At 72.8% G+C, this 25,168-nt stretch carries 28 protein-coding genes; 15 read left to right on the forward strand and 13 right to left on the reverse strand.

The window, feature by feature from the left end; genetic code table 11:
• Positions 1–9: 9 nt before the first annotated feature.
• The 3 genes from RMN56_RS30400 to RMN56_RS30410 form a co-directional block, all read right to left on the reverse strand.
• Entirely contained in the window at positions 10–969 is a 960-nt protein-coding gene (locus RMN56_RS30400) for a WD40 repeat domain-containing protein (RefSeq protein ID WP_313721297.1), read from the reverse strand.
• Between the two features lie 200 nt (positions 970–1,169).
• Entirely contained in the window at positions 1,170–1,721 is a 552-nt protein-coding gene (locus tag RMN56_RS30405; protein WP_313721298.1) for a YciI family protein, read from the reverse strand.
• Positions 1,722–1,950: 229 nt separating this feature from the next.
• Positions 1,951–2,256 (reverse strand): hypothetical protein, encoded by a 306-nt coding sequence (locus RMN56_RS30410; RefSeq protein WP_313721299.1) that lies wholly within the window; start codon positions 2,254–2,256, stop codon positions 1,951–1,953.
• A 415-nt stretch (positions 2,257–2,671) separates the two neighbouring features.
• Between RMN56_RS30410 and RMN56_RS30415 the strand changes: the two genes are divergently transcribed.
• The 3 genes from RMN56_RS30415 to RMN56_RS30425 all read left to right on the forward strand — a co-directional run bounded on the left by RMN56_RS30415 (position 2,672) and on the right by RMN56_RS30425 (position 4,155).
• Positions 2,672–2,896: a hypothetical protein gene (locus tag RMN56_RS30415; RefSeq protein ID WP_313721300.1), complete on the forward strand. Its 225-nt coding sequence runs from the start codon at positions 2,672–2,674 to the stop codon at positions 2,894–2,896.
• Positions 2,897–3,108: 212 nt separating this feature from the next.
• The gene (locus RMN56_RS30420; RefSeq protein ID WP_212836447.1) at positions 3,109–3,312 is read left to right on the forward strand and encodes a cold-shock protein; all 204 of its coding nucleotides are present in this window, start codon (positions 3,109–3,111) and stop codon (positions 3,310–3,312) included.
• A 663-nt stretch (positions 3,313–3,975) separates the two neighbouring features.
• Positions 3,976–4,155, forward strand: a complete 180-nt coding sequence (locus RMN56_RS30425; protein WP_313721302.1) for a hypothetical protein — start codon at positions 3,976–3,978, stop codon at positions 4,153–4,155.
• Positions 4,156–4,275: 120 nt separating this feature from the next.
• Here the strand turns inward: RMN56_RS30425 and RMN56_RS30430 are convergent, their stop codons facing one another.
• Both RMN56_RS30430 and RMN56_RS30435 read right to left on the reverse strand, forming a co-directional pair.
• A complete protein-coding gene (locus tag RMN56_RS30430) occupies positions 4,276–6,378 on the reverse strand; it encodes a PQQ-dependent sugar dehydrogenase (RefSeq protein WP_313721303.1) in 2,103 nt (700 codons plus the stop codon).
• Positions 6,379–6,415: 37 nt separating this feature from the next.
• Entirely contained in the window at positions 6,416–7,129 is a 714-nt protein-coding gene (locus RMN56_RS30435) for a LamG-like jellyroll fold domain-containing protein (protein WP_313721304.1), read from the reverse strand.
• 483 nt (positions 7,130–7,612) lie between these two features.
• Between RMN56_RS30435 and RMN56_RS30440 the strand changes: the two genes are divergently transcribed.
• The 4 genes from RMN56_RS30440 to RMN56_RS30455 all read left to right on the forward strand — a co-directional run bounded on the left by RMN56_RS30440 (position 7,613) and on the right by RMN56_RS30455 (position 10,122).
• Positions 7,613–8,653, forward strand: a complete 1,041-nt coding sequence (locus RMN56_RS30440) for a LacI family DNA-binding transcriptional regulator (protein ID WP_313721305.1) — start codon at positions 7,613–7,615, stop codon at positions 8,651–8,653.
• Between the two features lie 46 nt (positions 8,654–8,699).
• Positions 8,700–9,029 carry a DUF4326 domain-containing protein gene (locus RMN56_RS30445; protein WP_313721306.1) on the forward strand — a complete coding sequence of 110 codons (330 nt, stop codon included), beginning with the start codon at positions 8,700–8,702 and terminating at the stop codon, positions 9,027–9,029.
• Between the two features lie 209 nt (positions 9,030–9,238).
• Positions 9,239–9,757, forward strand: coding sequence for a DinB family protein (locus RMN56_RS30450; protein WP_313721307.1), 519 nt, complete (start codon positions 9,239–9,241; stop codon positions 9,755–9,757).
• 74 nt (positions 9,758–9,831) lie between these two features.
• Positions 9,832–10,122, forward strand: coding sequence for a YciI family protein (locus RMN56_RS30455; RefSeq protein WP_376787342.1), 291 nt, complete (start codon positions 9,832–9,834; stop codon positions 10,120–10,122).
• 27 nt (positions 10,123–10,149) lie between these two features.
• Here the strand turns inward: RMN56_RS30455 and RMN56_RS30460 are convergent, their stop codons facing one another.
• Complete coding sequence (locus tag RMN56_RS30460) at positions 10,150–10,680, reverse strand: GNAT family N-acetyltransferase (protein ID WP_313721309.1); 531 nt, start codon at positions 10,678–10,680, stop codon at positions 10,150–10,152.
• Between the two features lie 108 nt (positions 10,681–10,788).
• Here RMN56_RS30460 and RMN56_RS30465 point away from each other — a divergent pair, with 108 nt between their 5' ends.
• The gene (locus RMN56_RS30465; RefSeq protein ID WP_313721310.1) at positions 10,789–11,676 is read left to right on the forward strand and encodes an alpha/beta hydrolase family protein; all 888 of its coding nucleotides are present in this window, start codon (positions 10,789–10,791) and stop codon (positions 11,674–11,676) included.
• Positions 11,677–11,695: 19 nt separating this feature from the next.
• On the opposite strand, the gene RMN56_RS30470 is transcribed toward RMN56_RS30465, so the two are convergent.
• Positions 11,696–12,004 (reverse strand): TraR/DksA family transcriptional regulator, encoded by a 309-nt coding sequence (locus RMN56_RS30470; RefSeq protein WP_313721311.1) that lies wholly within the window; start codon positions 12,002–12,004, stop codon positions 11,696–11,698.
• A gap of 484 nt (positions 12,005–12,488) precedes the next feature.
• On the opposite strand from RMN56_RS30470, the gene RMN56_RS30475 reads away from it, so the two are divergent.
• Positions 12,489–13,244 carry an AfsR/SARP family transcriptional regulator gene (locus RMN56_RS30475; protein ID WP_313721312.1) on the forward strand — a complete coding sequence of 252 codons (756 nt, stop codon included), beginning with the start codon at positions 12,489–12,491 and terminating at the stop codon, positions 13,242–13,244.
• On the opposite strand, the gene RMN56_RS30480 is transcribed toward RMN56_RS30475, so the two are convergent.
• The 5 genes from RMN56_RS30480 to RMN56_RS32815 form a co-directional block, all read right to left on the reverse strand.
• Positions 13,175–13,978, reverse strand: coding sequence for an AfsR/SARP family transcriptional regulator (locus RMN56_RS30480; protein ID WP_313721313.1), 804 nt, complete (start codon positions 13,976–13,978; stop codon positions 13,175–13,177). The two genes, RMN56_RS30475 and RMN56_RS30480, sit on opposite strands and share 70 nt — an antisense overlap.
• Positions 13,979–14,059: 81 nt before the next feature.
• Complete coding sequence (locus RMN56_RS30485; RefSeq protein WP_091308430.1) at positions 14,060–14,434, reverse strand: hypothetical protein; 375 nt, start codon at positions 14,432–14,434, stop codon at positions 14,060–14,062.
• 28 nt (positions 14,435–14,462) lie between these two features.
• Positions 14,463–14,678: a hypothetical protein gene (locus tag RMN56_RS30490; protein ID WP_313721315.1), complete on the reverse strand. Its 216-nt coding sequence runs from the start codon at positions 14,676–14,678 to the stop codon at positions 14,463–14,465.
• 136 nt (positions 14,679–14,814) lie between these two features.
• The gene (locus RMN56_RS30495) at positions 14,815–15,048 is read right to left on the reverse strand and encodes a hypothetical protein (RefSeq protein WP_313721316.1); all 234 of its coding nucleotides are present in this window, start codon (positions 15,046–15,048) and stop codon (positions 14,815–14,817) included.
• Positions 15,049–15,177: 129 nt separating this feature from the next.
• Positions 15,178–15,519 carry a hypothetical protein gene (locus RMN56_RS32815; protein WP_376787343.1) on the reverse strand — a complete coding sequence of 114 codons (342 nt, stop codon included), beginning with the start codon at positions 15,517–15,519 and terminating at the stop codon, positions 15,178–15,180.
• Between RMN56_RS32815 and RMN56_RS30500 the strand changes: the two genes are divergently transcribed.
• The 6 genes from RMN56_RS30500 to RMN56_RS30525 are packed head-to-tail and all read left to right on the forward strand — an operon-like array spanning position 15,455 to position 22,283.
• Positions 15,455–17,014: a phage tail sheath family protein gene (locus tag RMN56_RS30500; protein ID WP_313721318.1), complete on the forward strand. Its 1,560-nt coding sequence runs from the start codon at positions 15,455–15,457 to the stop codon at positions 17,012–17,014. The genes RMN56_RS32815 and RMN56_RS30500 overlap by 65 nt on opposite strands.
• An 11-nt stretch (positions 17,015–17,025) precedes the next feature.
• Positions 17,026–17,547 carry a phage tail protein gene (locus RMN56_RS30505; protein ID WP_091261579.1) on the forward strand — a complete coding sequence of 174 codons (522 nt, stop codon included), beginning with the start codon at positions 17,026–17,028 and terminating at the stop codon, positions 17,545–17,547.
• Between the two features lie 5 nt (positions 17,548–17,552).
• On the forward strand, positions 17,553–18,266 hold the full coding sequence (locus RMN56_RS30510) for a hypothetical protein (protein ID WP_313721319.1): 714 nt from the start codon (positions 17,553–17,555) through the stop codon (positions 18,264–18,266).
• Positions 18,263–19,129, forward strand: a complete 867-nt coding sequence (locus tag RMN56_RS30515; RefSeq protein WP_313721320.1) for a hypothetical protein — start codon at positions 18,263–18,265, stop codon at positions 19,127–19,129. The genes RMN56_RS30510 and RMN56_RS30515 overlap by 4 nt, the downstream gene beginning before the upstream one ends.
• On the forward strand, positions 19,126–20,376 hold the full coding sequence (locus RMN56_RS30520) for a Pvc16 family protein (RefSeq protein ID WP_313721321.1): 1,251 nt from the start codon (positions 19,126–19,128) through the stop codon (positions 20,374–20,376). The genes RMN56_RS30515 and RMN56_RS30520 overlap by 4 nt, the downstream gene beginning before the upstream one ends.
• Complete coding sequence (locus RMN56_RS30525) at positions 20,373–22,283, forward strand: ATP-binding protein (RefSeq protein WP_313721322.1); 1,911 nt, start codon at positions 20,373–20,375, stop codon at positions 22,281–22,283. Before RMN56_RS30520 ends, RMN56_RS30525 begins: the two co-directional genes overlap by 4 nt.
• Before the next feature lie 126 nt (positions 22,284–22,409).
• On the opposite strand, the gene RMN56_RS30530 is transcribed toward RMN56_RS30525, so the two are convergent.
• Positions 22,410–25,166 carry a bifunctional YncE/alkaline phosphatase family protein gene (locus RMN56_RS30530; RefSeq protein WP_313721323.1) on the reverse strand — a complete coding sequence of 919 codons (2,757 nt, stop codon included), beginning with the start codon at positions 25,164–25,166 and terminating at the stop codon, positions 22,410–22,412.
• Positions 25,167–25,168: the final 2 nt, after the last annotated feature.

Below are 25,168 nucleotides of genomic sequence, written 5' to 3' on the forward strand. Positions count from 1 at the left end.
GCAGCGGGCTCAGTTCTTGCCGCGTGGCTGGATCTGCACGCGGACGCCGTCGGGTATCGACCAGATCTGCCCGCCCTCGCCTCCGTCGAGCAGCAGCCATTTCCCGTCCTCCGTGAAGTGCGGCTCCACACCGAAGTACCGCAGTTGATAGTCCCCGTTGAGCGGTGGTTGCTCGGGCAGCGTCCAGACCCGCTGCTCGCGTCGGCCGGGCACGTCCCACAGCGACAGCCTGTTGTCCGGAATCACCAGGGCCACCAGACTGCCGGCACGGTTCACCGCGCCGGTGTCCGCTCCGCAGCCGCACGGCACCCAGGAAAGCTTCTGGCTGTCCACCGCCCAGTGCAGGAATCCGTCGCTGCCGGCGGCCACGACCTGCTTTCCGTGATCGAAAACGGCGAGCGATCCCGAGTACCAGTACTTGCCCGGATCGTTGGACACTTCGATCTGCGGCGGGACCGGTGAGGCGGTCCATTTCCCCGTCGCCACGTCGATCACCACCAGGCGCCCGTTGCGGACCTTCTGGTAGTCCTCCCGGCCGACCAGGTAGGCGCTGTCCGCTGAGAAGCGAATGCTCTCCACGGACGGGGTGAACAGCGCCTTCGGCCGCTTCGTCGTCAGGTCATAAGTGATCACCGTATCGGGGTGCGCCACGGCGAGATAATGTCCGTCCGGCGAGAAGTCGGCGCCGAGGATACGCTCCGCGGCGGTGCCGAAACGGCCGAACTCCTTGCCGTCCCGGGTGACCACCATCCATTCGTTGACGTGCCTGGCCTCGAATCGTCCATCCTGGCTGAGATAATGATCGAGCTGGCGCCACGACAGGTCGAAGGCCTCGGCCGGCATCGTGATCGACGTCGGTGACGCCCGGGTGGTGACGATCGGGTCGGACCCGTCGGAGGTCGTCTGCTTGGGTGTCGACTGGCATGCCGCCAGACAGGCCAGCATCGCGACGCCCGCAACCAGTCGCACCGACGCCCTCCCCCGAAATCGCCGCACATCCTCGCCGTACTTTATAGAACCTCGTCAAGGTCACCGGCGGCGCAGCTGGATCACTGGTGAAGCATGCCGCAGAGGGGCCGCGGCAGCTTTCCTGCATCCTGGCGCCTGGATCCTCGGGTCTGATCAGCGAACGCGAGCCGGCCGCCGCGGTGGCCATCGCCCGGTCCAGCTCAGGATGGCCGCCCGCCGAACGCCCAGTCGTGCACCTCGATCTCGGCGTACCGGCCCGGGGTCAGAACGGCGCGCGCCTCGTCCCGATCCGACGCCACGACCAGCGCGGCCGTGCCCAGCCACCGGACGCCGTCGTCGGAGAGCAGCGGCCCGTACGCGATCAGGTCGTGCGGGTCGTGCGGCACGGCCACGTCGGCGGCCTGCCCCGCGCCGAGGCCGAGCACCAGGTAGCGGTTGCCGCCGGTCCGACCCCCGGGGAAGTCCCACATGGTGCGCCCGAGCAGGTTGCGCCACCGGCGCAGGAGCACGTCCCGGTAGACACCGGCCTGGTAGTTGGGCTCGTCGAACGCGAAGGCCCGGGCGGCGGCGGGGTCGGGCAGGTCGAGGATGTGCACGCTGCCGGTGGGGTTCGTGCCGTCGGCGGCGAAGGTCGGGCCACGGGCGATCATCTGCGCCGCGTACCGGTCCATGTATGACCAGTGGTGCTCCAGCAACTCCCTGCGCAGCGCCATCGAGTCGGGTCGGTCGCGGTGGTAGCAGAAGAACGCCATGCACCACATCCTGGACGGGCGGGGCGGCGGCATGCTCCCCGCCCCCACATCCTGGGTCCGTCAGGCCGGGGAGCCCGTCACGTGAACCGACGGGCACGGCCGATGGTGTCGGAGGATCGGTGTCCGTGGCGGTGTCCTGGTGGAACGCGCCGGGTCGGTCGAGGCGGCCCTGAGCGACCCGGCGAGGCAGGTACTCGCGCTGCATTGATTCCCAGCGCGGCGGGCTGCGTCAATCCAGGGAGCTTCGCTGGCGCAGGGGCGCGAGCTGCACGGTCCAGGTCCGGGCCGTTCCGACTACCGCCATTGCCCGGCAGAGGAGGTCGCAGCCCAGCTGCGGACTACCTTCTGCGAAGCCGCGGTTGATGAAGCTGATCGCTCTCGGGTGGTCACCCGCTTCAAGAGCCTTCTCCAGCCCGGCGGCCAGAACCGCGGCGAGCGCCGCGTGAAAACTGTCTGCCCCTTTTTCGCGGAGGGTCTTGGTGGGCTCCCGCAATGGTGACGAGGAGACCGTGGGCGGGGCTAACACGAAAGTCATGTCCTTCTCCTGTGTCGGTGCTGCTCGGTCGGGCCAGCCTTACCGGCGACCACCTGCCGCAGCGGCCTCGCCGTACGCGCCTGGTGGGATTGGCTGATTGTTGCCGCAAGATAGCGGCCGACGACCGGCTTGTCCGTCAGCACACTGACGTGTCCGTGGCGATCGGATGATCTGCCAACGCTCGGCCCTCAAACCTCGACGTTGTCCTGGGGACACTGCCGAGACCTGGGCAGCACGCCCGGTAGGCGCTGGCCCGCCAACGATGTTGACGAACTGATCCACCGCCCACTCTACGCGCACGACACGCAGCGGTGCCGCCGCCAGCTCAGGGAACTGACTCCAGCGACGAGTGTGGCTCCCTCCCGGCGAGAATCGACACGACCTCGGACGTCCCTCTTCGACTAGTTTCTACGACATGGCAACTACGGTGCTACGCGTCCGGCTCATCGGCGGCGACCGCATGGACCTCACGTACGACGAACCGGGCGTCTCCGACGAGGACGAGCTCGTGGAGCACGTGATCTCGACACTGGCGCAGGAGTCGGGAGTGCTGCGGACCAAACACGGTGATCGGCTCGTCGTGCTCTACGGCCGAGGCGTCGCGGCGATCGAAGTTGCCCCTCGCGGTGCCGTGCTGTGACGCGCCGCGCGCATGAGCGGCGTAGATCGACCGACACTGTGTTATGGTTGCCCGGTTGCAGTTTTGATTTCCGTAGACGTTTCGGCGCCTGATGGGTTAACCAAAACCCATCGAGGCGCTTTTTTCGTTTCGTGTCGTTTCCGGCGCGGCTGATCAACGCGGCAGCGCGAGTCCGCACAACGCGGTCTTCAACAGCCTGCGAAGGAGCAGACATGGCTACAGGTACCGTGAAGTGGTTCAACGGCGACAAGGGCTTCGGCTTCATCAGCCAGGACGGCGGCGGCGCCGACGTTTTCGCCCACTTCTCGGCGATCTCCGCGAGCGGCTTCCGCAGCCTCGAGGAGAACCAGCGGGTGGAGTTCGACATCACTCAGGGCCCGAAGGGCCCGCAGGCGTCGGACATCCGCCCGCTCTGACCCACGATTTGCCGAACGGCGGCCCGACTGGTTCAGCGGGCCGCCGTTCGGCATGTCATCCATCATCTTGTTCAGGTTCGTTCTGCGATGTCCCGCGGCCTGCGGCCCGTGCCTTCTCTGCGACGCGCCGTTCGAGGAAGGCACACCATGACCGTGATCACCACGCCACCGCGCACACCGGACGCCCACCCGGCGCCGGTCCCCGGCGGGTTCAGCGGCGACGGGCACCCGGTTGCCGGCGCTCCGCGTTTCCGCGGCCCGACCCCTGCTCCGGCCTGCGGTCCCATGGCCCCGTTTCTTTCACCGTCCACGGCGGAAGACGAAAAGCTCGCGCCTCGTGCGTCCGACTGCGGTGAGGTGACGATGCGTCGACTGCGCCACCCGTTCACCGTCGCAGCCGGCACGACGCCACACATCGAACGACAGTAACGGCGGCCGCCCCGGTCGTGTGAGCTCAGACAACACCGTGCCGGCACACCTGCGGTTGTTCCCACCCGCAGCACCGGCTACGGCCGCTTCCGGTACGAGACCGGTGAGGCCAGCGGTTTCACGCAGGCCGGCTGGCACGCGTCGTGCCTGCCGTGGCTGCATGAACGGGAGGTCGCGCTGATCGGCGCTGACACCCCCCGGGACGTTCAGCCGTCGGGGTACGAGGACGTGTTGATGCCGGTCCACGCCGTGAGCCTCGTCGCGATGGGTCTGTGGATGCTCGACAACTGCGACCTGGAGGTGTGCGCGACGACCGCCGCCGAACTCGGCCAGTGGGACTTCCACCTCACAGTCGCGCCGGTCCGGTTCGCCGGTACGTCCGGCAGCCCGCTCAGCCCGATCGCCACGTTCTGACCGTGGCGGACGGCTTCGGCCCGCCACTGCCCGTCGCGGGTTGGCATGGCCCGGCCGCTGAGCCGCCGAAGCGCCGGAGGGGACGGCGGCACCCGGCCGCCGTCCCCTCCGCTCCTCGAATCAGGCCGGGGAGCCCGTCACGGTGAACTGACGGGTACGGCCGATGTTGTCGAAGGAGCCGAAGCCGACCCGACCGGAGCTGAAGGTGGTGTCCTTCGCGGTCAGCAGCGGGTCCTTGTGCCCGTCGACGTAGACGGCGATCTCACCGGTGGCGGGCAAGTGCACGACCCGCACCTTGTGCCAGTCGGCGTCGGTGATCGCCGGGTTGGCGCCCCGCGAACGCCCGTTCCACTGGTGGTCGATCCGCTCCCGGTCGGCGTTGTTGACCTTGAAGATGCCGTTGTGCGGGTAGATCGTGTTGTCGGTGGACAGGTGCGCGTAGTAGTACTGCGTGTCCGACTGCCAGCCGAAGACGATGATCACGTCCCGGTTGGTGACCTCCACGGGCTCGTCGAGGCGCACCCGGGCGTCGATCTGGACCGAGGACCAGGCCGGGCCCTTGTTGAGGATGGCGTACTCGAACGGGCGGCGCGGGCCGGGGCGGCTCACGCCGGCCTCGGCGAGGATGACCTGGTCGCCCTCGAACCGCCACTTCGACGGGGTCACCGGCGCCCAGTTCTGCGCGCCCGCGGTGTGCACGACCTTGGTGTGGCCCACCTTGCCCTCCGCCACGGTCTTCGTGTCGACGACCTTCCAGATCTTCCCGTTGGCCTTGGCCACGATGTAGAGCTCACCGGCGGCGTCGGTGCCGAAGCGCAGGTCGACCCGGTTCGGGTCGCCGGGCGCGCCCGGGCTGGACAGGTCCTGCATGCGTACCAGGTCCCCGGCGGTGGTGTACAGCGCGAGCCGGTGGATCGGGGCGAGCCCCTCGCCGCGACGCATCTCGTTCGCCTCGGTGTAGAGCACGCGGCCGTCGACCAGGTCGCCGAAGACGTACTTGCCCTTCAGCGCGGGCACCGACGTGCCGCGGTAGACGAAGCCGCCGGCCACGGCGACGCCGACGTCCGAGGTGCAGTTCCAGTTCGCCGCCGGGTCGTGGTCGTAGGCGGCCACCGGGTAGGTGTAGCCGTACTTCGCGTCGTCGGCCGGCAGCGGGTAGAGCTTGTCGCACGGGTTGGTCGCGGTCTTGTCGAAGACCCAGTTGCCCTCGCGCTCGCTCCAGCCGAAGTTGTCCCCGGCCCGGACCTCGTAGATGGACTCGATGGCGTGCTCGCCGATGTGGCCCAGGTACATCCGGCCGGTGGCCCGGTCCCAGCTGAACCGGTGCGGGTCGCGGAAGCCGACCGCGTAGATCTCACCGAGCGCGCCGGCCCGCCCGACGAACGGGTTGTCGGCCGGGATCCCGTACCGGCCGTTGGGCGCGTTGGTGCCGCGCGGGTCGATGCGCAGCAGCTTGCCGTGCGGCAGGCCCATGTTCTGCGGGTCGCCGTTGCGAGCGCCCTGGCCGCCGTCGCCGACGGCGAGGTAGAGCATCCCGTAGTCGGGGTCGCCCGGCTTCACGGTCGGATTGAAGTTGATCTCCTGGACGCCGTGGATCTGGCCACCGAAGCCGATCCGCAGCACCTCGCGGTGGGTGCCGGCGAACGTGTCGGCGGCCGGGTCGCTGGCCGTCCACTCGGTGATCACAGCCTGGTAGATGGTGTTCGGCTGGGCGTAGTCCGGCGTCCGGGTGGCCAGCGACGCCTGCTCGGTGTGGATCGTGTAGAACCGGCCGTTGCTCCCGAACTCGGGGTGGAAGGCCACGTACCCGAAGCCCTGGCCCAGGCCACGGCCGGAGAAGAACTGCGGCGCGAAGGTGGCCGCCACGTCCAGGTAGACGTGCGGCGTGCCGTTCTCCACGAAGTAGAGGTTGCCGTTGAGGTCCGGCACGGCCCGGCGGCCCGAGCCGTCGGGCAGCTCGCTGATCGTGTTGATCCGGGCCTTGCGAACCAGCCGCTCGTCGACCGGCACCGGGTTCGGCGTGGACTGCGGGAAGCTGGCGTACTCCTGAAGCACGAGCCCCAGCCGTGACTGGATCTGCGACTCGGGGATCGGGTCGTAGACGGCGCCGTCGGCCCGGGCGGGCGCGGCGACCAGGGTGGACATGACAACGGTGGCGGCAGTGACCCCGGCGGTGAGCGCGGCTCTGCGGAGCCTGCCGGTGCTGCCAGCGCGAATGAACACGCGGTTCTCCTTCTCGGTGGGACGATCCGAGGAACGGTCAGCGGGCCATGTAGCGGTACTGCTTGGCGATGTCGCTCGCCGGGATCACGCTGTCGAGGAACATGAGGCCGTCCATGCGGCAGTCGCACGGGTTGCGTTCCAGGTTGTTCTGCGGGAAGCTCCCGCCGATCTTGATGCCGCGCGGGTCGGTGGCGCTGGTGACGTGCGGGCCGGGCCCGTTGAGCTGCCACGGGTCGCCGGCGGTCGTGTAGAAGCCGTCGACCGGCTCACCATTGCGGTAGAGCGCCATGGTGCCGCTGGTGAAGTCGTACGTGGCGGCCAGGTGCACCCACTCCCCCTTCGGCAGCAGGGTCCGCCAGTCCTCGTTCGCGGCGAAGGTTTGCGAAGCGCCGCCGTCGACGCGGCGGCCGAGGGCGACCAGGCGCAGCTCTCCGTTGACGTCGATGAGTTCCAGCAGCGCTCGCACGCCGTGCCCGTCGGAGTCGCCGGTCAGCACGCCGGCCAGGCCGATGGCGTTGAACCGGTCGGTCGGGTTGGCGGTGGTGGAGTTCAGCGCCGGCCCGTCCATGTCCCGCTTGAACCAGCCCATCACCGTGGTGCCCTCGGCGCCGCTGAACGCGCGCAGCGTCCGGACGCCGCTGGAGGACCAGGTGCCGGCCTTCCAGTCGTCGTTACCTGCAGCCTGCGGGTTGACCTGCCGGGTCTGCAGCGCGTCGCCGCTGCCCTTGTACGCCTGGTCGGGCACCCGCATGGCCGCGCCGCCGTTGACCAGCTCGATCTCGGTGCCGGAGCGGCCAGGTCCCGCTCGAGCGCGGAATCGCCGACCACCGGGTGGTCGAAGTCGTAGAAGGCGACCAGGTGCGACCAGAGGGCGGGGTGGACGTCGTGCGGTCCGGGCCGGTCGGCCTGGGCCGGGCTCGCCGCCGCGGTCAGGGCCAGCGCCAGCAGGGCGGTGGCCGCGACGGCGGCGCGTCGAGGTCTTCTCATGGGGAGGTGCTCCCTTCGTCGGTGCGGTGGTGGCGGTGACGAAAGCGCTTACGCACCGGGCGTGAATCGGCGCCCGGATGTGGAGTCGGGGTCTGTCGGGACAGGACGGTCCGCCGTGGGGCCGGCCGGTCGGCCGAGGCGGTGCCGCGCTTACGAAAGCGCTTACGTAAGCGCTTTCGTACCCTATGCTGTGCCCTACGCCACACGCAAGAGCGCGGTGCGGATCAATGCCTGCCAGGAGTTACCCATGCCCCGACCCGGACCACGGCTGCGTCTCGTCGACGTGGCGGAGCGCGCCGGCGTGTCGCTGGCGACTGCCTCCCGTGCCCTCGCCGGCCGGGAGGGCGTCAGCGAGGAGGTCGCGCGGCACGTCCGCCAGGTCTCCCTGGAACTCGGGTACGTCGCCAACCCCTACGCCCGCACCCTCGCCGGCGGCGCCAGCACCACCGTCGGCCTGATCGTCCACCAGATCGACGACCCGTACTTCTCCGAGATCGCCAGCGGCGTCCTCCAGGTCGCCGCCGAGCAGGGCCTGCTGGTCCAGATCGCCCACTCCGGACGCGACCCCGAGAACGAGCTGCGCCAGCTGCGACACCTCATCGCCCAGCAGGTCGGGATCATCCTCATCGCCGGCTCCGGCTACGACGACCCGCGCGTGGAGGCCGAGGCGCGCGCCGAACTCGCCGGCTTCCAGCGCGCCGGCGGACGGGTCGCCGTCATCGGCCGGCACGCCCTGGGCGTCGACGCGGTGGTGCCGGACAACGAGGCCGGCGGCCGCGACATCGGCGCCCACCTGCTGGGCCTCGGCCACCGGCGGATCGCCGTCGCCGCCGGCACCCCGGGCCTGACCACCGTGGCGGACCGGCTCGCCGGGGTGACCGCCGCGCTCACCGCGCACGGGCACTCCCCCGACGACCTCGCCGTCGTCCACTCCGACTTCACCCGCGACGGTGGCCGGGTGGCCACCGAGCGGATCCTGCACTACCACCCGGAGACCACGGCGATCATCGCGCTCAACGACGCGATGGCCATCGGCGTGCTGTCCGTGCTGCGGTCACGGCGCATCCCGGTGCCCGAGCGCGTGTCGGTGGTCGGCTTCGACGACGTGTCCGTCGCCGCCGACCTGGCGCCGAGCCTCACCACGGTCCGGCTGCCCATGACCGAGATGGGGCGGATGGCGCTGACCCTCGCGCTGAAGCCGAGGTCGACGCGGCCGCGACGACGGTCCACGGGGCACACGCTGATCGTCCGCGACTCCACCGGCCCACCACCCGCGACCGACGGCTGACCCACCGGGTGCTGCCACACTGGTGCCACGAGGGAGGAGCGTAGGCATGCGGGCAACCACGGTCGTCAACCTCAAAGGCCACCGCGACGACCCGGAGTACGCCGACGTGGTCTACGTCGGGCGGGCCATGTCCCGCGGCGGCTGGCGGCTCCCGCAGTCCCCGCTGTCCAGCCCGTTCCGGCCCGGCCCCGACGGCACCCGGGACGAGGTGATCGAGAAGTACCGGGCGTACCTGCTCGGCCGGCCCGACCTGCTCGCGCTGCTGCCCGACCTGCGCGGGCGCCGGCTCGGCTGCTGGTGCGTGCCGGAGCGCTGCCACGCCGAGGTGATCGCCGAACTCGCCGACGCGCCGCCGGAGTCGGCGCCCCGGGCCTGACCCGGGAGGCTGACCGTTCCGACCGCAGCCGCGGCGATGCTCGTCCGCGACCAGCGAGAGCTGACGGTGTGGGTAGCGGGGCCGGGTGCTGGCCGGCGGCGTCGATCTCGACGGCGCAGTCGCCCGGACGGCAGCAACGCGATCCGACTCCTCGATCCTGCGGGCGCACCACATGCTGCTGGGGCCGCAGTACGTGGCACCATTGCCGGATGACCTGGACCGCCCCCGAGGTGAGCCGTCCCAGTGACATCCTCATCGCACCGGAGGCCGACCACCTCCGGAATCTTCTCGACTGGCATCGCGCCACGCTGCTGCACAAGTGCGCCGGCCTTGATGCCGAACAACTGGCGCGGGCGCCATTGGCCTTCACGAACCTGTCGCTCCTCGGTCTGCTCCGGCACATGGCCAAGGTGGAGCGCACCTGGTTCCGAATGCTGTTCCGCGGCGAACCGTTGGAGGCGCTCTACTCCACGGCGGATTGGCGCGACGGCGACTTCGAGGGCACCGACCCGGCGAGCGCTCAAGCGGACTACGCCGTACTGATCGAGGAGACAGAACTCGCCCGCAAGGCCGTGGCCACGGCCTCGATGGACGACACCTTCACGTTTCCCGACGAGGACGTGGCGTCGCTGCGCTACGTCTACCTGCAGATGATCGCTGAGTACGCCCGCCACAACGGGCATGCCGACATGCTGCGACAAGCCATCGACGGAGCGAAGGGCGTCTGAGGTTCCCGAGCGGTGGCGGCTGATTCCGCGGGGCCCTGCGAGCTGCCCCGTGCAGTACTGTCCGTGGTGTGGCCATGTTCCTCGTCCTGCTTCGGCGATCCGGCCCGCGGTGGGACCCGGCACGGCCCATGGAAGAGCAGTCCGACTGGCCCGCCCACTCGGCGTTCATGGACGAGCTGCTGAATGCGGGCTTCGTCGTCCTGGGCGGGCCGCTGGCGGACGAGCACAGGGTGGTGCTCGTCGTCGACGCCGAGTCTGAAGACGTCGTCCGCGCTGCCCTCGCCCGCGATCCGTGGAGCGAGACGCATCTCCAGGTCGACAGTGTGCAGCCGTGGACGATCCGGCTCGACGGAAGGCGTGGCTAGCAGGCGCCTGACGCCGCGCCGCGCGGCTCAGCCGAGCTTTTTGCGCAGGGTCTCGAATGCGAGATCCGGTCGCAGGGGCACGCCGAACCGCTCGTCGCCGTACGGGAACGGGCTCAGCTCGCCGGTGCGGACGTAGCCGCGCCGCTCGTACCAGGCGATCAGGTCCTCCCGCTGCGTGATCACGGTCATCCGCATCTCGCCGCTGTGCCACCGCTCCCGCGCGTGCCGCTCGGCCTCGGCCAGCAGGTCCCGGCCCAGCCCGCCGCCCTGCCGTCCCGGGGCCACCGCGAACATGCCGAAGTAGACGTGGTCATCGCGACGCTCCAGGTGGCAGCAGGCCACGATCTCCGTGCCGTCCTCAACCACCAGGACCGTCCCGGCCGGGCTCGACACCGCCTCGGCCACCATGTCCGGGTCGGTCCGCTGCCCCGCGAGCAGGTCGGCCTCGGTGGTCCAGCCCGCCCGGCTGCGCTCCCCGCGGTACGCCGACTCGACCAGGTCGACGAGGGCGGCCACGTCGGCGGGACGGGCGGGGCGGACGCTACGCGGGCTGGTCATCGGCGGTCTCCACGATCACGACGGGTCACCGGGCCAGCGTACGCAGCCCGTGGACGAGGGCGGATCCACGGGGCGGCCCGACGGCGTGCGGCATGGTTGACTGCCGGCATGGAGCTGCACGTCGGTCGGCTCGAGCTGTCCGCCACCCTGGGCCTCCCGGCCGGGCCGCTCCGGGGCGGCCTGGTGGTGCTGCACGGATCGCACGCCGACCGGCGGTCGTACTTCCTGTACGAGCACCTGGCCCGGCTGCTGCCTCCGGCCGGGATCGCGGTGCTGCGGTACGACCGGCGTCCCCGGGTGGACGGGCACGACGTGCCGCTGGCCGGGCAGGCCGACGACGCGGCGGCGGCCCTGGACGTGCTCCGCGGGCACGTCGGGGACGTTCCGGTCGGGTTGTGGGGTTTCAGCCAGGGCGCGTGGACGGCGGCCCTCACCGCCACCCGACACCCGGTCGATTTCCTCGTGCTGGTCGGATGCAGCGGGGTGAGCCCCGCCGCGCAGATGCGCTACGGCACCGCCGAGCAGTTGCGCCGGCACGGGTACGGCACGGCCGACCTCGCCGAACTGGACCGGTTGCGCGGGGTCGCGGAGGGGTTCCTGCGCGGCGAGGTGCCCCGGGCCACCGCCCAGGCGGAGCTGGACGTCGCCGTGCGGCGACCCTGGTTCCCGCTCACATACCTGCCCCGCGAGCTGCCCGACACCCCGGGCAGTTGGGCCGACATGGATTTCGACCCCGAGCCGGTCCTGGCGAAGCTGTCCGGTCCGGTGCTGCTCTGCTACGGCGAGACCGACGGTTGGACCCCCATCGAGGAGAGCCTGGCCGTGTGGCGACGCGCCGCACGCGACGCGGAGCTGACCGTGGCCCGGTTGGCCGGCTGCGACCATGCGCCCACCCTCGACGGACGCGACGACCTGGCCGGCGTCAGCCCGGACTACGAGCGGGTCCTGCTGGACTGGCTCGGTGGTCGGCTGCCGGAGCGCCGGGCCGTGCGGTGACGGCCCGGTGCCCAGCCGGTCAGCGCTGCTTCTGCTGACAGGGCACGCAGAAGCGGGCGTGCGGCACCACCTCCAGGCGCTCCACCGGGATCGGCGTGGCGCACCGCTCGCACTGGCCGTAGCCGCCGTCGGCCATCCGGCGCAGCGCGTCGCCGATCTCCCCCAGGCTCTGCCGGGTGGCCGCGATCAGCGCGGCGCGGGTGTGCGCCTCGCCCGGGTCGCCGGTGTCCGCGGTGAGTTCGGTCAACCGGGCCGTCTGCGCCGCGAAGTCGTCGGTCAGCGTGGCCCGCAACCGGGTGAGTCGGTCGTCGTGCAGGTCGGTGCCCATCTGGATCCCCTTCCAGGAAAAAGAAAAAGGCCGAAGCCGGATGGCTTCGCCCTGGGTGGCCGTACGCGGATGAAGGGGGATCCGGGTGGGCCACGGTCGGTGGGGATCGGGCTCGGGAGGCCGTGGATGGGCGCGACGGAACGGCTGCCCGCCGGACGGGCGGGCACGGTCTCGGGACGCCGGCGGCGGGCAGCAGCGAACGCCGCCGTGGTGACGGCGGTCGCGGACAGCCCGACCGGGTACATCCGCCCACCATAGGCCAGCCCACACGGTTCGCCAACGACTTTGCCGACTGCTTCCGCCCTGCGCGCGCATCCTGCCGGAGCAGCCGTTCGGCCGGTCTCCGCCGCCGATCATGCCGCGCGCCGGACCCTCCGGTCGGACGGGATGTCCGGCCACCGACAGGCCCGTTCCCGGGCACCCGCGAGCTGCGGTATTCGAGAGGTGTCCCTCCGCCCACACCCCGACAGAGCGGAGCGCCGACGTGTGGATCACCACGGGAACAGCGCCGGAGGCCGTACCCCCACACCGGGCCGGCTGGCGGCTGCGGCTGCTCGGCCGCTTCGCGCTCGACCAGGACGGCGAGCCGGTCGCCCTGCCGGCGACCGCGCAGCGGCTGGTGGCCTTCCTGGCCGTGCGCGGCGCGTCGGACCGGGCGCGCACCGCCTGGTCGATGTGGGCGAACAAGCCCGAGGAACGGGCCTCGGCGGACCTGCGGACGGCGCTGTGGCGGCTGCGCAAGGCCGCGCCCGGCCTGCTCACCGACTCCACCGGCGCGCTCGCGCTGACCGGCGGGGTGACGGTGGACACCCGCTGTCTCGCCGGCCGGGGTCCGATCGACCCGGCGTTCCTGCGCCGGTACGCCGCCGACGGCTGCCCCGACCTGCTCCCCGGCTGGTACGACGACTGGGTGCTCATGCACCGGGAGCTGCTGCGGCACCGGGCCCTGCGGGCGCTGGAGGACGCCGCCGGGGCGGCGATCCGGGCCGGTGACCCGGCCGCCGGGCTGGGCTGGGCGCTGGAGGCGGTCGCCGCGGACCCGCTGCGGGAGAGCGGCCACCGGCTGGTGCTCACCGCGCTGCTGGCCGACGGGAACGTCAGCGACGCGCTGCGCCACGCCGACCTGGTGGTCCGCCTGCTCGCCGAGCAGCTGGGGGTGCGGCCGTCGGCTCAGCTCATGGCGCTGATCGAGGAGGCGGGCTCCCGGTCGGCCGTGGCCGCCGGCCGGGCGCGCGGGTAGGCGTCCAGCAGCTCGTCCAGGCAGGGATCGGGTTCCATGTCCAGCTCCCGGGCCAGCAGCCGGCGGTAGGTGTCCAGGCCGCGCCGGCCCTCCACCCAGTTCCCCTCGGCCAGGTGCGCCTCCAGCAGCACCCGCTGGGCGCTCTCCCGCAGCGGCTCCGCGCCGGCGGCGGTCAGCGCCACCTCGACGGCCTCGGCGCAGCGGCCCGTGGTGAGGAGGTGCCGGCTCATCGCCTCCATCCCGTGCAGCACCCGCTGGCGGACCCGCTCCCGTTCGGTGAGCACCCAGTCGTCGTACCAGCCGGGGAGCAGGTCGAACAGGATCCCGCCGGTGGGCAGCGCGGACAGGTCGGCGCCGGCCGGGCGGCCCGCGATCAGCCGGCCGGCCCAGGCGGTGACGAGGTCGATGTCGACCAGCACGCCGGGCCGGAACGCCAGGTGGTGCCGGTCCACCCCGATCAGCCCGACGTGCGCCTGGTTGAGCCGCCACAGCGCCGAACGCAGGTTGCCGGCCGCGCGCGCGTCCGGGGCGTCCGGCCAGAGGGTGGCCGCGGCGTGGCCGCGGTCGAGGCGGCGGCGGTGCAGGGCGACGTAGACGAGCAGCCGCTTGCTGCCCTCGGGCACGTCGTACCAGCGGGAACCGTGACTGACCCGGACGTCGCCGAGCAGCCGCAGCACCGGACCGGACCCGGCCGGCTGGTCGGCCACGAGGGCGTCGACGAAGTCGGCGGTCATCCGGGACCTCCCTGCGCCGCGGGCCTGGTCCCGGCAGGGTAGAACGCGGTGCGTCACCCCGGCGTCACATCGCGGCGGCCCTCACGGGGTGACGTCCCGGCCGACGAGGATGTCCAGCCGGGCCGGTTCGGCGGTGTCGTTGGTGAAGGTCAGGCTCGCCGGGTCCGCGCCGAGCAGCCGGGCCGCCCCGGCACCGAGGAAGGCGTGCGCGCCGTCGAGCGCGATCGCCGTGCCGTCGATCTCGTACGACAGGTCGGCGCTGGGCGTGGCCGGCACGATCAGCACCATGCCGACCCGCTCGGTGCCGGCGGGCACCAGGTCCACCTGCTGGCTCTCCCCGGCCGCGATCTCGACCGAGACCTTGTCGTACGCCTCGACGTCGACGACGCCGGTGGCCGCGATCTGCGGGCCGTGGGCCACGCGGACCTGGAGGCTCCAGTTGATCTTCTCGGTCATGTGCCTTCCCTGGGTCGGGCGGTGGGCGTCACCGCGCTCGGTGACCGGCGAGGATCTCCACCAGTCGGCTGCGCACCACCTCGACGACCGCGTCCGGCGAGGTCACCGCCCGGCTCTCCGACCGGCCGCCGACCAGGTCGACGCAGCTCGTCACCAGGGCGCGGAAGGCCAGCTCGTCGGGCCCGTCCTCGAACCACACCCGGACGACCACCACCCCACCGCGGTCGGGGTCAACGGCTGTCACGGGAGCGCCTCCGGACGGGGGTTGGTGCGTGGGCTCGCCCAGCCTGCGGCCTGCTCGTCACCGGCGCGTCGCCCGCCGCGTCACCGGGACAGCTGCCCGGGGGGATCCCAGGCAGAAGCCCGGGGCCCGCCGATCGTCACTTCTGCCGGTACGCCGTCCAGACCGCGAGGCTGAGCCCGACGGCGCCGGCGAAGGCCATGCCGCCACGGAGGATGGCGTCGGCCAGCTGGTGGGTGCTGAGCCAGACGATGAACCCCGTCCAGCTGGCCACCAGCAACGCGGCCAGGAAGACCACGGCGAGCGACATGGCCCTGGTGCCACCCGGGTCGGCGGGCGGCTGCGGCGACGGCGCCGCAGGCAGTACGGTCATGGCTGTCGTCGCTCCTCTCCGGACCCATCGCGTCATGGGTCACCTCCGTCGTCAGCCTAGGCCCGGCGGCGCGTCGACCCCGTCGACGGCAACAGCTCCGGGTACTGCGCCCGGCCTCCGCCTGCGAGTTCACACCGGCCGGGCGGGGTAGCCGGCAGTCGAGCTGGTGAGTCCGCCGGGCATTCCTCGGCTGGACCCAGCTTCGCCCCGTCCTCGAACGTGGTTGACCCGGAAACGTCCGCAGCCGCTGCGTGCGGTCACCGAGTCCACCAGGAACGGCATGTCGTCCGTGACGATCTGGCTCATCCTTTCCCGGGCCGACACGGCCGGGTGACGGCGCGGTGACGGGCGGGCGGCACAGTCGCGCCAGCGGCGTACGGCACGCCTGCGGAGTCGAGGAGTCGTCATGGCGGCAACGCTCAGCCATCCCGGCGTGTACATCCAGGAGATACCCGGCGGCAGTCGCACCATCACCGGCGTCGCCACGGCCGTGGCCGCGTTCGTCGGGCGGGCGCTGCGCGGCCCGGTCGACGTGCCGGTGGCCATCTCCTCGTACGCGGAGTTCGAGCGCACCTTCGGCGGCCTGTGGCGGGACAGCGGCCTCGGCTACGCGGTGCGCGACTTCTACCTCAACGGCGGCAACCAGGCCGTGATCGTCCGGCTGGCCCGCGACGCCACCAGCGCGCAGCTCGACCTCAACGGGGCGCTGACCCTCGAAGCGGTGGGACCGGGCGGCTGGGGCAACGGGCTGCACGCCGAGGTGACCCACGCGAGCGGCGAGGAGGCCACCACGGTCGCCGACCAGCAGGGGGTGGACGCCGACGAACTGTTCCACCTGACCGTGCGGGAGGGCCCGGCGGAGAACCCGGTGCTGATCGAGACGTACCCGAACGTGACCCTGGTGGACGGGCCGCGCCGGGTGGACACCGTGCTGGCCGCGTCCCGGCTGGTCCGCGTCGGCGCGGCGCCCGCGCTGCCCGGCACGGGCCGCCCCGACGCGGGCGGCTACGACGTGGACACCGCCGACCCGGCCGCCACCGGCACCGACGGCACCCACCTGACCGCCGCGGAGTACAGCGACGGCGGCGCGCTGGAGGGCACCAAGCAGGGCATCTACGCGCTGCGCGACGCCGACCTGTTCACCCTGCTCTGCCTGCCGCCGTCGGTGCCCGACCAGGCCCTCGACGACACCGTGTGGGCCGACGCGCTGGACTTCTGCGTACGCCAGCGGGCCTTCCTGCTGGTCGACCCGCCGCCCACCGAGACCGCCGACACGATCCGGACCTGGCTCGGCGCGCGGGGGCTGACCGCCAACGGCCGCAACGGCGCCCTCTACTTCCCCCGGGTCCGCCGGCCCGACCCGCTGCGCGACGGCGCGGTCCGCGAGTTCGCGCCCTGCGGCGCGGTCGCCGGCGTGATGGCCCGCACCGACGCGGCGCGCGGGGTGTGGAAGGCGCCCGCCGGCGTCGAGGCGGCCCTCGCGGGGGTGACCGGGCCGGCGCTCGCGCTCACCGACGGCGAGAACGGCGCCCTCAACCCGTACGCGGTGAACTGCCTGCGCACCTTCCGGGCCACCGGCACGCTGGTCTGGGGCGCGCGGACGCTGCGCGGCGCGGACCTGCTCGCCGACGAGTACCGGTACGTGCCGGTGCGGCGGCTGGCGCTCTTCCTGGAGGAGACGCTGGTGCGGGCCACCCAGTGGGTGGTGTTCGAGCCCAACGACGAGCCGCTGTGGGCGCAGGTCCGGGCGTCGATCGGCGGGTTCCTCCAGGACCTGTTCCGGCAGGGCGCCTTCCAGGGCCGCACCCCGCGGGAGGCGTACTTCGTCAAGTGCGACAGCGAGACCACCACGCAGTACGACATCGACCGGGGGGTGCTGAACATCCTGGTCGGCTTCGCGGCCGTCAAGCCAGCCGAGTTCGTGGTGATCGGCATCCAGCAGCGGACCGCGGCCGCGGCGACCTAGGAGGGGCGGGCATGGCCGAGTTCACGGTCAACGCGCAGCGCTTCGACCCGTACAAGAACTTCAAGTTCCGGGCGAAGTGGGACGGGCGATACGTCGCCGGGATCAGCAAGATCGGCACGCTGAAGCGGAGCACCGAGGTGGTCACCCACCGGCACGGCGGCGACCCCAGCAGCAGCCGCAAGTCGCCGGGGCGCACCGAGTACGACGCGATCGTGCTGGAGCGCGGCGTCACCCACGACCCGGACTTCGAGCAGTGGGCCAACAAGGTGTGGAACTACGGCTCCGGGCTGGGCGCGGAGACGTCCCTGGCGGACTTCCGCAAGGACATCATCATCGAGATGTACAACGAGGCCGGGCAGCTGGTCATCGCGTACAAGGTCTACCGATGCTGGGTGTCCGAGTGGGTCGCGCTGCCCGAACTGGACGCGAACGCCAACGCCGTGGCCATCCAGAGCATCAAGCTGGAGAACGAGGGCTGGGAACGCGACTACACGGTGGCCGAGCCCGCCGAGCCGTCCTTCGTCGAACCCTGACCGCGATGACCACGCTGGACGACCCCGGCCGGCTGCTGGCGGTCTGGGAGGCCGCCGCGACCGCCCCGCCGGCCGCCCGCGGCCCGGTGCTGCTGCACGCCGCCGGGCTCCTCCCCGACCTCGACGCCGCCCTGGACCTGCCGGTCGGGACGGTCGCCGCGCTCGCCGCCCGGCTGAGCGTCGACAGCTTCGGCGATCCGGTCGACGCCGTGCTCACCTGCGGCTGCGGCGAGGTCCTCGACGTGGCGCTGCCCCTGGAGCCGGTCGCCGGGCTCCCGGCCGGGGTCACCGGAACGGTCGCCGGCGGCGCGCTGCGGGTCCGCGCCCCCACCGCCCGGGACCTGCTGGCCGCCGGGCGGTCCGGCGACCCGCTGGGCACGCTGCTGGCCCGCTGCGTCCGCGACGCGGCCGACCGGCCCGTCGCCCCCGCGGAGCTGACCGCCGACCAGCGCCGGGCCGTCGACGCCGCCGCCGAGGAGCTGGCCGGCGCGGCGGCCGTGGTGCTGCGGACCCGCTGCCCCGGCTGCGGGGAGACCGTGGTCGCCGCGCTGGACGTGGCCGAGCTGCTGTGCGAGCGGGTCGCCGGTCGCGCCCCGGCCGTGCTGGCCGAGGTGGCCACCCTGGCCGCCGCCTACGGCTGGGCCGAGGCCGACATCCTCGGCCTGCCCGCCGGGCGGCGGCGCGCGTACCTGGCCCTCGCGGCGAGGCGGGCGGTGTGAGCGGCGACGGTGGGTTCTTCGCCCGGATGGCGCAGCGCGCCACCGGCCGGGAGCCCCTGGTCCGCCTCCGCGCCCCGCAGCCCTTCGAGGCCACGTTCCCCGACCCGCCCGTCGACGCGCCGGCCGACGTGGGTCCGACCGCGCCGGGGCCGACGCCGGCCCGGCGCATCCCCGACCGGCCGGCCGCGCTGCCTCTCCCACCCCCCGGCCGGAGGGCACCAGCGCGGGCGGCAGCCGTTGTCGGGGACCGGTCGGACGCCGACCGGACGCCGCCGGCCACGCCATCCGAGGCCGCCCCGGCCGAGCCGCGCCCGAGCGCCGCACGGGCCGAGCCGGACGGCCCGGCAGGCCGCGAGCCCGACTCCGCCCGTCCGACCACGGGCGCTCCCCCGGCGGTCGCCCCGCCACCTGACGCGAGCCCGGCAGCAGAACCCGCGCGGCCGGCCGCCGTCGTCCCGCCCGCGCCGCCGGCCCCGGCGCCCGCCGCCCGCCGGCCCGCCCCCGCCCCGGTACGCGCCGCCGCGCCCGACCTGGCCCGGCTGCTGCGGGAACGCCTCGCCCCCGCGCTGATCGCCCGCCGCGCCGTGGAACCCGGGGAGCGCCTCGTCTTCGTCGACCGACCGGGGCGGGCCGGCGCGCCGCCCCGGCCCGGCACCGCCGAGGTGCGCACCGGCCCGATCCGTCCCGCGCCCACCCCGCCCGCGCCGGCCGGGGAGGCGCCGCCGGCCGGCGACGTGCACCTGCACATCGACCGGGTGGTGGTCACCCGCGCGCCCGCACCGCCACCGCCCGCGCCGCCCGGCCCACCACCGTCCACGGTGGACCACACCGCGTACCTCGCCCGCCGCCGGGAGGACCGATGAGCAACGGGCTGGCCATCGCCGCGGTCACCTCGACCCTGCGGTACGTGCTCGAACGGGCCCTCGACGCCACCCACCCCGGACCGGTCGGCGGCGCCACCGTCACCACCCTGCGCCCCAACCAGCTCTCCGACAGCACGCTGGTCTCCACGCCCGGCATCAACATCTACCTGTACGACGTGCGCCCCAACCACGCCTGGAACCTCACCGACCTGCCCACCCGCAGCCGCGACGGCGGCTTCACCCGCCGGCCGGTCGCCGCGCTCGACCTGTACTACCTGCTCACCTGCTACGGGGAGGCCGAATCCCTCGACGCGCAGCGGCTGCTCGGCCGGGCGGTGCTGGCCCTCGCGGTCACCCCGACGCTCACCCGGGACCTGGTCACCGCCGCCATCGACCTGTACGCCGACGACGTGCCGACCGCCTTCCTCGCCGAATCCGACCTGGCCGACCAGGTGGAGCGGGTCAAGGTCGCCCCGTACACGCTGTCGGTGGAGGAGATGTCCAAGCTGTGGGCCACCTTCGCCACCCCCCACCAGCTCTCCCAGACGTACCTGGCGACGGCCGCGCTGGTCGAGGCGGACGTCACCCCGCGCCGGGCCCTGCCGGTGCGCCAGCGGACCGTCACCGTCCTCCCCGGCGGCCCCACCGTGCTGACCGCCCTGGTCACCGACCCGCCCGGCGGGACCGCCGCCACCGGTGACCGGGTCGAGCTGCGCGGCGCCGGGCTGCGCGGCCGGCCCGGGCAGGCCACCCGGGTCCACGTCGGACCGGCCGTCCTCACCCCGGAGCCGGGCGGCACCGACACCACCCTGGCCGTCACCCTCGACGGCACCGTGCCGGCCGGGCTGCACGGCGTCCGCGTCGCGCACGTCACCCCGGCCACCGGCGGCACGCCCGCCCGCGTCACCGCCGGCTCCAACGCGCTACCGCTGCTGGTCCGCCCCACCGCCTCGGTGGTGGACGGCCCGCCCGACATCATGCTCGGCGTCGACCCGCCGCTGATGCCCTGGCAGCGCGCCACGGTCCTGCTCACCCGGCTCACCCCCGGCCCGGCCGGCGAGCCGGACGCGCTGGCCGTCCGGCTCGCCCCCCTCGCCCCGGACGCCACCCCGCAGGACCGGCTCCCCCTCGCCGCCGGCGACGTGCCCACCGGCGACTGGCTGGTCCGGGTGCAGGTCGACGGGGTCGACAGCCTGCCCGACCTGGTCGGAGAGGTTTACGGCGCGCCCGCCCTGACCGTGCCGTGACCGCCGCCGACCACCGGGCCCGCCCGGCCGGCCCGCCGGCCGTGCCGTGGGACGAGGCGAACCGGCTGGCGCTGGTCGCCGAGCTGGACGTGCTGCGGGTACGGCTCGTCGCGTACCCGGGGGAACCTGATCGGGCGGACCTCGCGGCGGCCGAGGGGCGGCTGGCGGCCGCCCGCGCGCTGCTCGACCGGCCCACGGCCCTCGACGCGCTCGCCGCCGCGCTGCGGCTCACCGGCTTCGAACGGGCGGTGCTGCTGCTGGCCACCGGCCCGGAGCTGGCCGGCGAGGTGGCCGACGAGCTCACCGCCGCGCACGGGCAGCCCCGACCCACCTTCGGCCTCGCCCTGGCCGCGCTGCCCGGCCCGCACTGGAGCGCGCTCACCCCGGACGGGCCGCTGCGCCGGTGGGACCTGGTGCGCCTGCTCGACCCGGACACCCCGACCGGCAGCCCGCTGGTCACCGAGGAACGGGTGCTGCACCACCTGATGGGCGTCCGCTACCTGGAGCCCGACCTCGCCGCCGTGGCCCGGCCCGTCCCGCCACCCGCCGGGCTGCCGCCCGCGTTCGCCGCCGTCGCCGCGACCATCCGCACCGTCTGGGAGCACGGCCGCCCCGCCGTGCTCCAGGGTCCGCAGCCGGCCAACCTGCCGGTGCTCGCGGCCGCCGCGGCCGATGCCGCCGGCCGCGAGCTGCGGCTGGTCGCCGTGGCCGACCTGCCCTCCGCGGTACGCGACCGGGACCGGCTGCTGCGCCTCGTCGGGCGGGAGAGCCTGCTCGCGCCGGCCGCCTGGGCGTTCGACGCCGACGGGGCGCGCCCCGAGGACGCCCGCGCCCTGATCCGCGCGCTCGGCACGCTGCCCGCGCCGGTCGCCGTGCTCGGCGCCGTGGACACCGTGCTGGCCGACGGCGTGCTGGTCGGCGTACCCCGGTTGCCCATCGCGGAACGAGCGGCGGCGCTGGACGCCGCGCTCGACCGGCACCTGGCCGACCGGGCGGCGGGCGAGGCGGCCGCGGTGGCCGGGGTGTTCGACCTGGCCCTGCCCGACCTGGAACTGGCCGCCGGGGACGCCGCCGCCGGCACGCCGCTGTGGCAGGCGTGCCGGGCCCGCTCCCGCAGCCGCTACGGAGGGCAGGCCCGGGTGGTGCGGCCCCGCGCCGGCTGGGCCGACCTCGTGCTGCCCGACACCCACGTGGCGCAGCTGCGGTCGCTGGTCGCCGCCGTGCACCACCGGACCCGGGTGCTGCACGACTGGGGGTTCGCCGAGCGGAGCAGCCGCGGTCTCGGCACGGCCGCCCTGTTCGCCGGGCCGAGCGGCACCGGCAAGACCCTCGCCGCCGAGGTGATCGCCCAGGAGCTGGGCCTGGACCTGGTGGTGGTCGACCTCAGCCAGGTGGTCAGCAAGTTCATCGGCGAGACCGAGAAGAACCTCAGCCGGGTCTTCGACGCCGCCGAGGACGGCGCGGCCGTGCTGCTCTTCGACGAGGCGGACACTCTGTTCGGCAAGCGCACCGAGGTACGCGACAGCCACGACCGGTACGCCAACCTGGAGGTCGGTTACATGCTCCAGCGGATGGAGTCGTTCACCGGGCTGGCCATCCTCACCACCAACGCCCGGTCCGTGCTGGACCAGGCGTTCCTGCGCCGGCTGCGGATCGTGGTGACCTTCCCGTACCCGGACCGGGCGGCCCGGGAGACCCTGTGGCGGCGCGCGTTCCCGGCCGGTGTGCCCGCCGACGTCGACCCGGAGCGGCTGGCCGCCGTGGACCTGCCCGGGGGCGGGATCGCCGCGGCGGCGTTGACCGCCGCCTACCTGGGGGCGGACGGGGACCGGATCACCGGCGAGCAGGTGGCCACGGCGACCCGGTGGGAGCTGGCCAAGAACGGGCGCTCCCTGGGCGGCCGCTGACCCGCACAGCAGGCGCCCGCCGCTCCCCCACGGACTCCTTGCTCTCGGGGTAAGCGCAGGTAATGGACGGGGCCCCTGGCCGGCCGTGACGCCGGTCAGGGGCCCCTGTGACGGGATCGGCCTGTGTCAGCCGTCGGATTCGGGCGACGGGATGTAGGCGCCCGGTACGTCCTCCGGCGCGAAGATCTTGGCCTCGCCGGGGTACGGCTTCTTCCAGTCGTGCGTCTGGTACCAGGTGAAATGGTTCATCTGCGCGGGGTTCGCGTAGTCGGGCTTGGCGTCGGGCCCGGTCAGCCGCTGGTGCGACTTCCACTCGTCCCATTGCGCCGCCAGTTGCTGCTTGTCCGCCGGTACGGTCGCCGACGGTGCGGCCGCGGCGAGGGGGTTCTGCGGCGCGGGGGTGTCCACGCCGCAGGCGGGCGGGGTGGCCAGGCCCGCGGTCAGCGAGGTCCGGTTGGGCAGTGCGGTGAACGGCGCGAGGTCCGGCTTCGTGATGAACGCCTGACGCATCGGGCTGGCCGCGCTGTCCTTCTGGTTCATCGGGTGGATCCCGAGGATCTGCTCGATGGTCCGGATCATGGCGATCTGTGTGTAGTAGTGGTTGTCGACGACGCCGCGTTGGGCCCAGGGGCTGATGATCTGGATCGGGGCGCGGTGGCCGTCGACGTGGTCGAGGCCGGCCTGGGAGTCGTCCTCGACCACGAAGATCGCAGAGTCCTTCCAGTAGGGGCTGTGCGAGATGGTGTCAACGATCTTGCCGACCGCGAGGTCGTTGTCGGCGACCTGAGCGGCCGCGTTCGGCGGGCCACCGGTGTGGTCGCTGGACAGCCAGAACATGTTCAGGTTCGCCGGCCCGTTCTTCTCGAAGTCACGCTTCCAGACTTCGTACCGGTAGATGTCCGGGACGCCGGTGTCGAACTTCGGGAAGCCGGACACCGACACGCTGTTGAGCGACGGGATCGGCGAGGACGAGACCATGCGGTAGGCGGTGTCCTGCCCGGTCGCGGCCATGTTCTTGGTGTCGCAGTACAGGTTCTGCCAGCTCGAGCCGGCCGGCTTGCTCAGGAACTGGTGGAATTCCCCGAAGTCCCGCACGGTCTTGCCCGCCGCCTGCGCGCCGGTCCAGATGAAGCCGGTGCGCTGGTGGCCGAGAGCATCGTCCTCGGTGTCGTAGCTGCGGATGTACTCGCCGGCGGTGGACTCGGTGTACTCCGGGTTGTCGGCCTGCATCAGCCAGTTGTGGCCCTCGGCCGAGTTGGTGCCGATGTCGTAGGTGTTGTCGTACAGCCCGAACTGCCGAGCCATTGCGTGCTGGTTCGGCGTCACGTTCTCGCCGAACTGCGCCAGCGACGGGTCGCCGTTGCCCCGCGGGTCGTCACCGAAGACCTGGTCGTAGGTCCGGTTCTCCTTGACGATCATGAAGACGTGCTTGATCGTCGAGGGGTCACCGAGCCGCTGCGGGACCGGCACGGCCTTCGCCGTGCTGCCCTTGGCCAGCTTGACCGAGCCGCCGGTCCAGCCGTTCTGGCTGAAGACCTTGCCGGTCTCGGACTTGATGTCCTTGTCGCTGGGCAGCGTGAACCGCTGCAGGCTCGATGTCGTGTCGTGCGTGCCGTGGCCGGCGGGGTTGTTCGGGCGGCGGGCGTCGATGCCACGGGTGTTGGACAGCAGCACGTCGTTGCCGACGGTGGTGATCTCCGCGGGGAAGTAGTCGGTCGGGAGCAGGCCGACGTAGCTGACCGGCTCGAGCGGGGTTGTGTACCGGTAGACGGCGACGGCGTTGGCGCGGCCAAGTGTCACCAGCAGGTGACCGTCGTCGGTGAGCGTCACCGCGTTGGGCTGGTAGCCGACCGTCGCCTCCGGCCACGGCTGGGTGGCGATGGTCTGGACGACCTTGTTGCTCGCGGTGTCGATGACCGACACGTCGTCGCTGTTGGTGTTGGTGACGAACAGCGCCCCGTTCTTGGCGTACAGGGCGGTCGGGTGCAGGCCGACATCGATGGTGGCGACAGCAGCTGCCGGGTTCGCCAGGTCGATGACGCTGACCGTGCCGGTGGTGGTGGCAGCGGTCACCGGGTCGGCCGGCACCTGGGTGTTGTAGGAGTTGATCGTGGTGTCGCCGGCCTTCGCCGGGCGCCCGCCCTCGTTGCCGACGTAGAGCTTGCTGCCGACCTTGATCATGTCACGGGGGGCGTTGCCCACGGTCCAGCTCTGCTGGATGGCGCCGGTCGCCGCGTTGATGGCCACCACCCGGTTCTGGCCGTTGACCGCGGAGTACACGGTGGTGCCGTCGGTCGAGAACACCGCCTCGGCCACCAGCGCGCGCTTGGGTCCGTCCTGCGGAATCTGGATGAACGTGGGGTTGGCGAGGGTGCCGTCCGGGTTCACGGTGAACTTCCGGTAGCCGTCGGCCTGGCCCAGCCACAGCTGGGAGCCGTCGGGCGAGTACGTGGGGCCCTCCTGGCCCACGTCGTTGCCGCTGATGCGCAGGTTCGCCGCGGCGTTGTTGCCGACGAGCTGCTGCACCTTCCAGGTCTTCAGGTCCACGATGGCCAGCGCCATCCCACCGTCTGTGACCGAGGCCGCCAGGTGGGTGCCGTCCGGGCTGACCGACGACGACATGATCTTGCCAGGGTTGATGACGAGGCGCTCGCCGATCGGGTTGATGTACTGGTCGTCGGACACGACCAGGCCCTTGTCGGTCAGTTGGCCCACCTGGTCGGTGCCGAACTGGTGCGTCTGGGCGAAACTGATGCCGGTGCCGGCGGCGACGACGACAGCGGTGGCGCCTGCCGTGACGAGGGGTAGCCGGCGGCCGAGGCGTCGACGGAGAAGGGCGAGCTGGTCCTTCTCCACACGCCGACGACGGCGTGTTACCTGCATGG

The sequence above is a fragment of the Micromonospora halotolerans genome (assembly GCF_032108445.1).
Classification (GTDB): Bacteria; Actinomycetota; Actinomycetes; order Mycobacteriales; family Micromonosporaceae; genus Micromonospora; species Micromonospora halotolerans.

Coding starts and splice junctions, on each gene's coding strand:
- RMN56_RS30420 (WP_212836447.1), top strand. CDS start 3,109: ATGGCTACAGGTACCGTGAAGTGGTTCAACGGCGACAAGGGCTTCGGC.
- RMN56_RS30500 (WP_313721318.1), top strand. CDS start 15,455: ATGGCGGCAACGCTCAGCCATCCCGGCGTGTACATCCAGGAGATACCC.
- RMN56_RS30435 (WP_313721304.1), bottom strand. CDS start 7,129: ATGCGGGTGCCCGACCAGGCGTACAAGGGCAGCGGCGACGCGCTGCAG.
- RMN56_RS30495 (WP_313721316.1), bottom strand. CDS start 15,048: ATGACCGTACTGCCTGCGGCGCCGTCGCCGCAGCCGCCCGCCGACCCG.
- RMN56_RS30450 (WP_313721307.1), top strand. CDS start 9,239: ATGACCTGGACCGCCCCCGAGGTGAGCCGTCCCAGTGACATCCTCATC.
- RMN56_RS30520 (WP_313721321.1), top strand. CDS start 19,126: ATGAGCAACGGGCTGGCCATCGCCGCGGTCACCTCGACCCTGCGGTAC.
- RMN56_RS30530 (WP_313721323.1), bottom strand. CDS start 25,166: ATGCAGGTAACACGCCGTCGTCGGCGTGTGGAGAAGGACCAGCTCGCC.
- RMN56_RS30485 (WP_091308430.1), bottom strand. CDS start 14,434: ATGACCGAGAAGATCAACTGGAGCCTCCAGGTCCGCGTGGCCCACGGC.
- RMN56_RS30415 (WP_313721300.1), top strand. CDS start 2,672: ATGGCAACTACGGTGCTACGCGTCCGGCTCATCGGCGGCGACCGCATG.
- RMN56_RS30480 (WP_313721313.1), bottom strand. CDS start 13,978: ATGACCGCCGACTTCGTCGACGCCCTCGTGGCCGACCAGCCGGCCGGG.
- RMN56_RS30470 (WP_313721311.1), bottom strand. CDS start 12,004: ATGGGCACCGACCTGCACGACGACCGACTCACCCGGTTGCGGGCCACG.
- RMN56_RS32815 (WP_376787343.1), bottom strand. CDS start 15,519: ATGGTGCGACTGCCGCCGGGTATCTCCTGGATGTACACGCCGGGATGG.
- RMN56_RS30505 (WP_091261579.1), top strand. CDS start 17,026: ATGGCCGAGTTCACGGTCAACGCGCAGCGCTTCGACCCGTACAAGAAC.
- RMN56_RS30455 (WP_376787342.1), top strand. CDS start 9,832: ATGTTCCTCGTCCTGCTTCGGCGATCCGGCCCGCGGTGGGACCCGGCA.
- RMN56_RS30510 (WP_313721319.1), top strand. CDS start 17,553: ATGACCACGCTGGACGACCCCGGCCGGCTGCTGGCGGTCTGGGAGGCC.
- RMN56_RS30425 (WP_313721302.1), top strand. CDS start 3,976: ATGCCGGTCCACGCCGTGAGCCTCGTCGCGATGGGTCTGTGGATGCTC.
- RMN56_RS30440 (WP_313721305.1), top strand. CDS start 7,613: ATGCCCCGACCCGGACCACGGCTGCGTCTCGTCGACGTGGCGGAGCGC.
- RMN56_RS30405 (WP_313721298.1), bottom strand. CDS start 1,721: ATGGCGTTCTTCTGCTACCACCGCGACCGACCCGACTCGATGGCGCTG.
- RMN56_RS30445 (WP_313721306.1), top strand. CDS start 8,700: ATGCGGGCAACCACGGTCGTCAACCTCAAAGGCCACCGCGACGACCCG.
- RMN56_RS30465 (WP_313721310.1), top strand. CDS start 10,789: ATGGAGCTGCACGTCGGTCGGCTCGAGCTGTCCGCCACCCTGGGCCTC.
- RMN56_RS30410 (WP_313721299.1), bottom strand. CDS start 2,256: ATGACTTTCGTGTTAGCCCCGCCCACGGTCTCCTCGTCACCATTGCGG.
- RMN56_RS30460 (WP_313721309.1), bottom strand. CDS start 10,680: ATGACCAGCCCGCGTAGCGTCCGCCCCGCCCGTCCCGCCGACGTGGCC.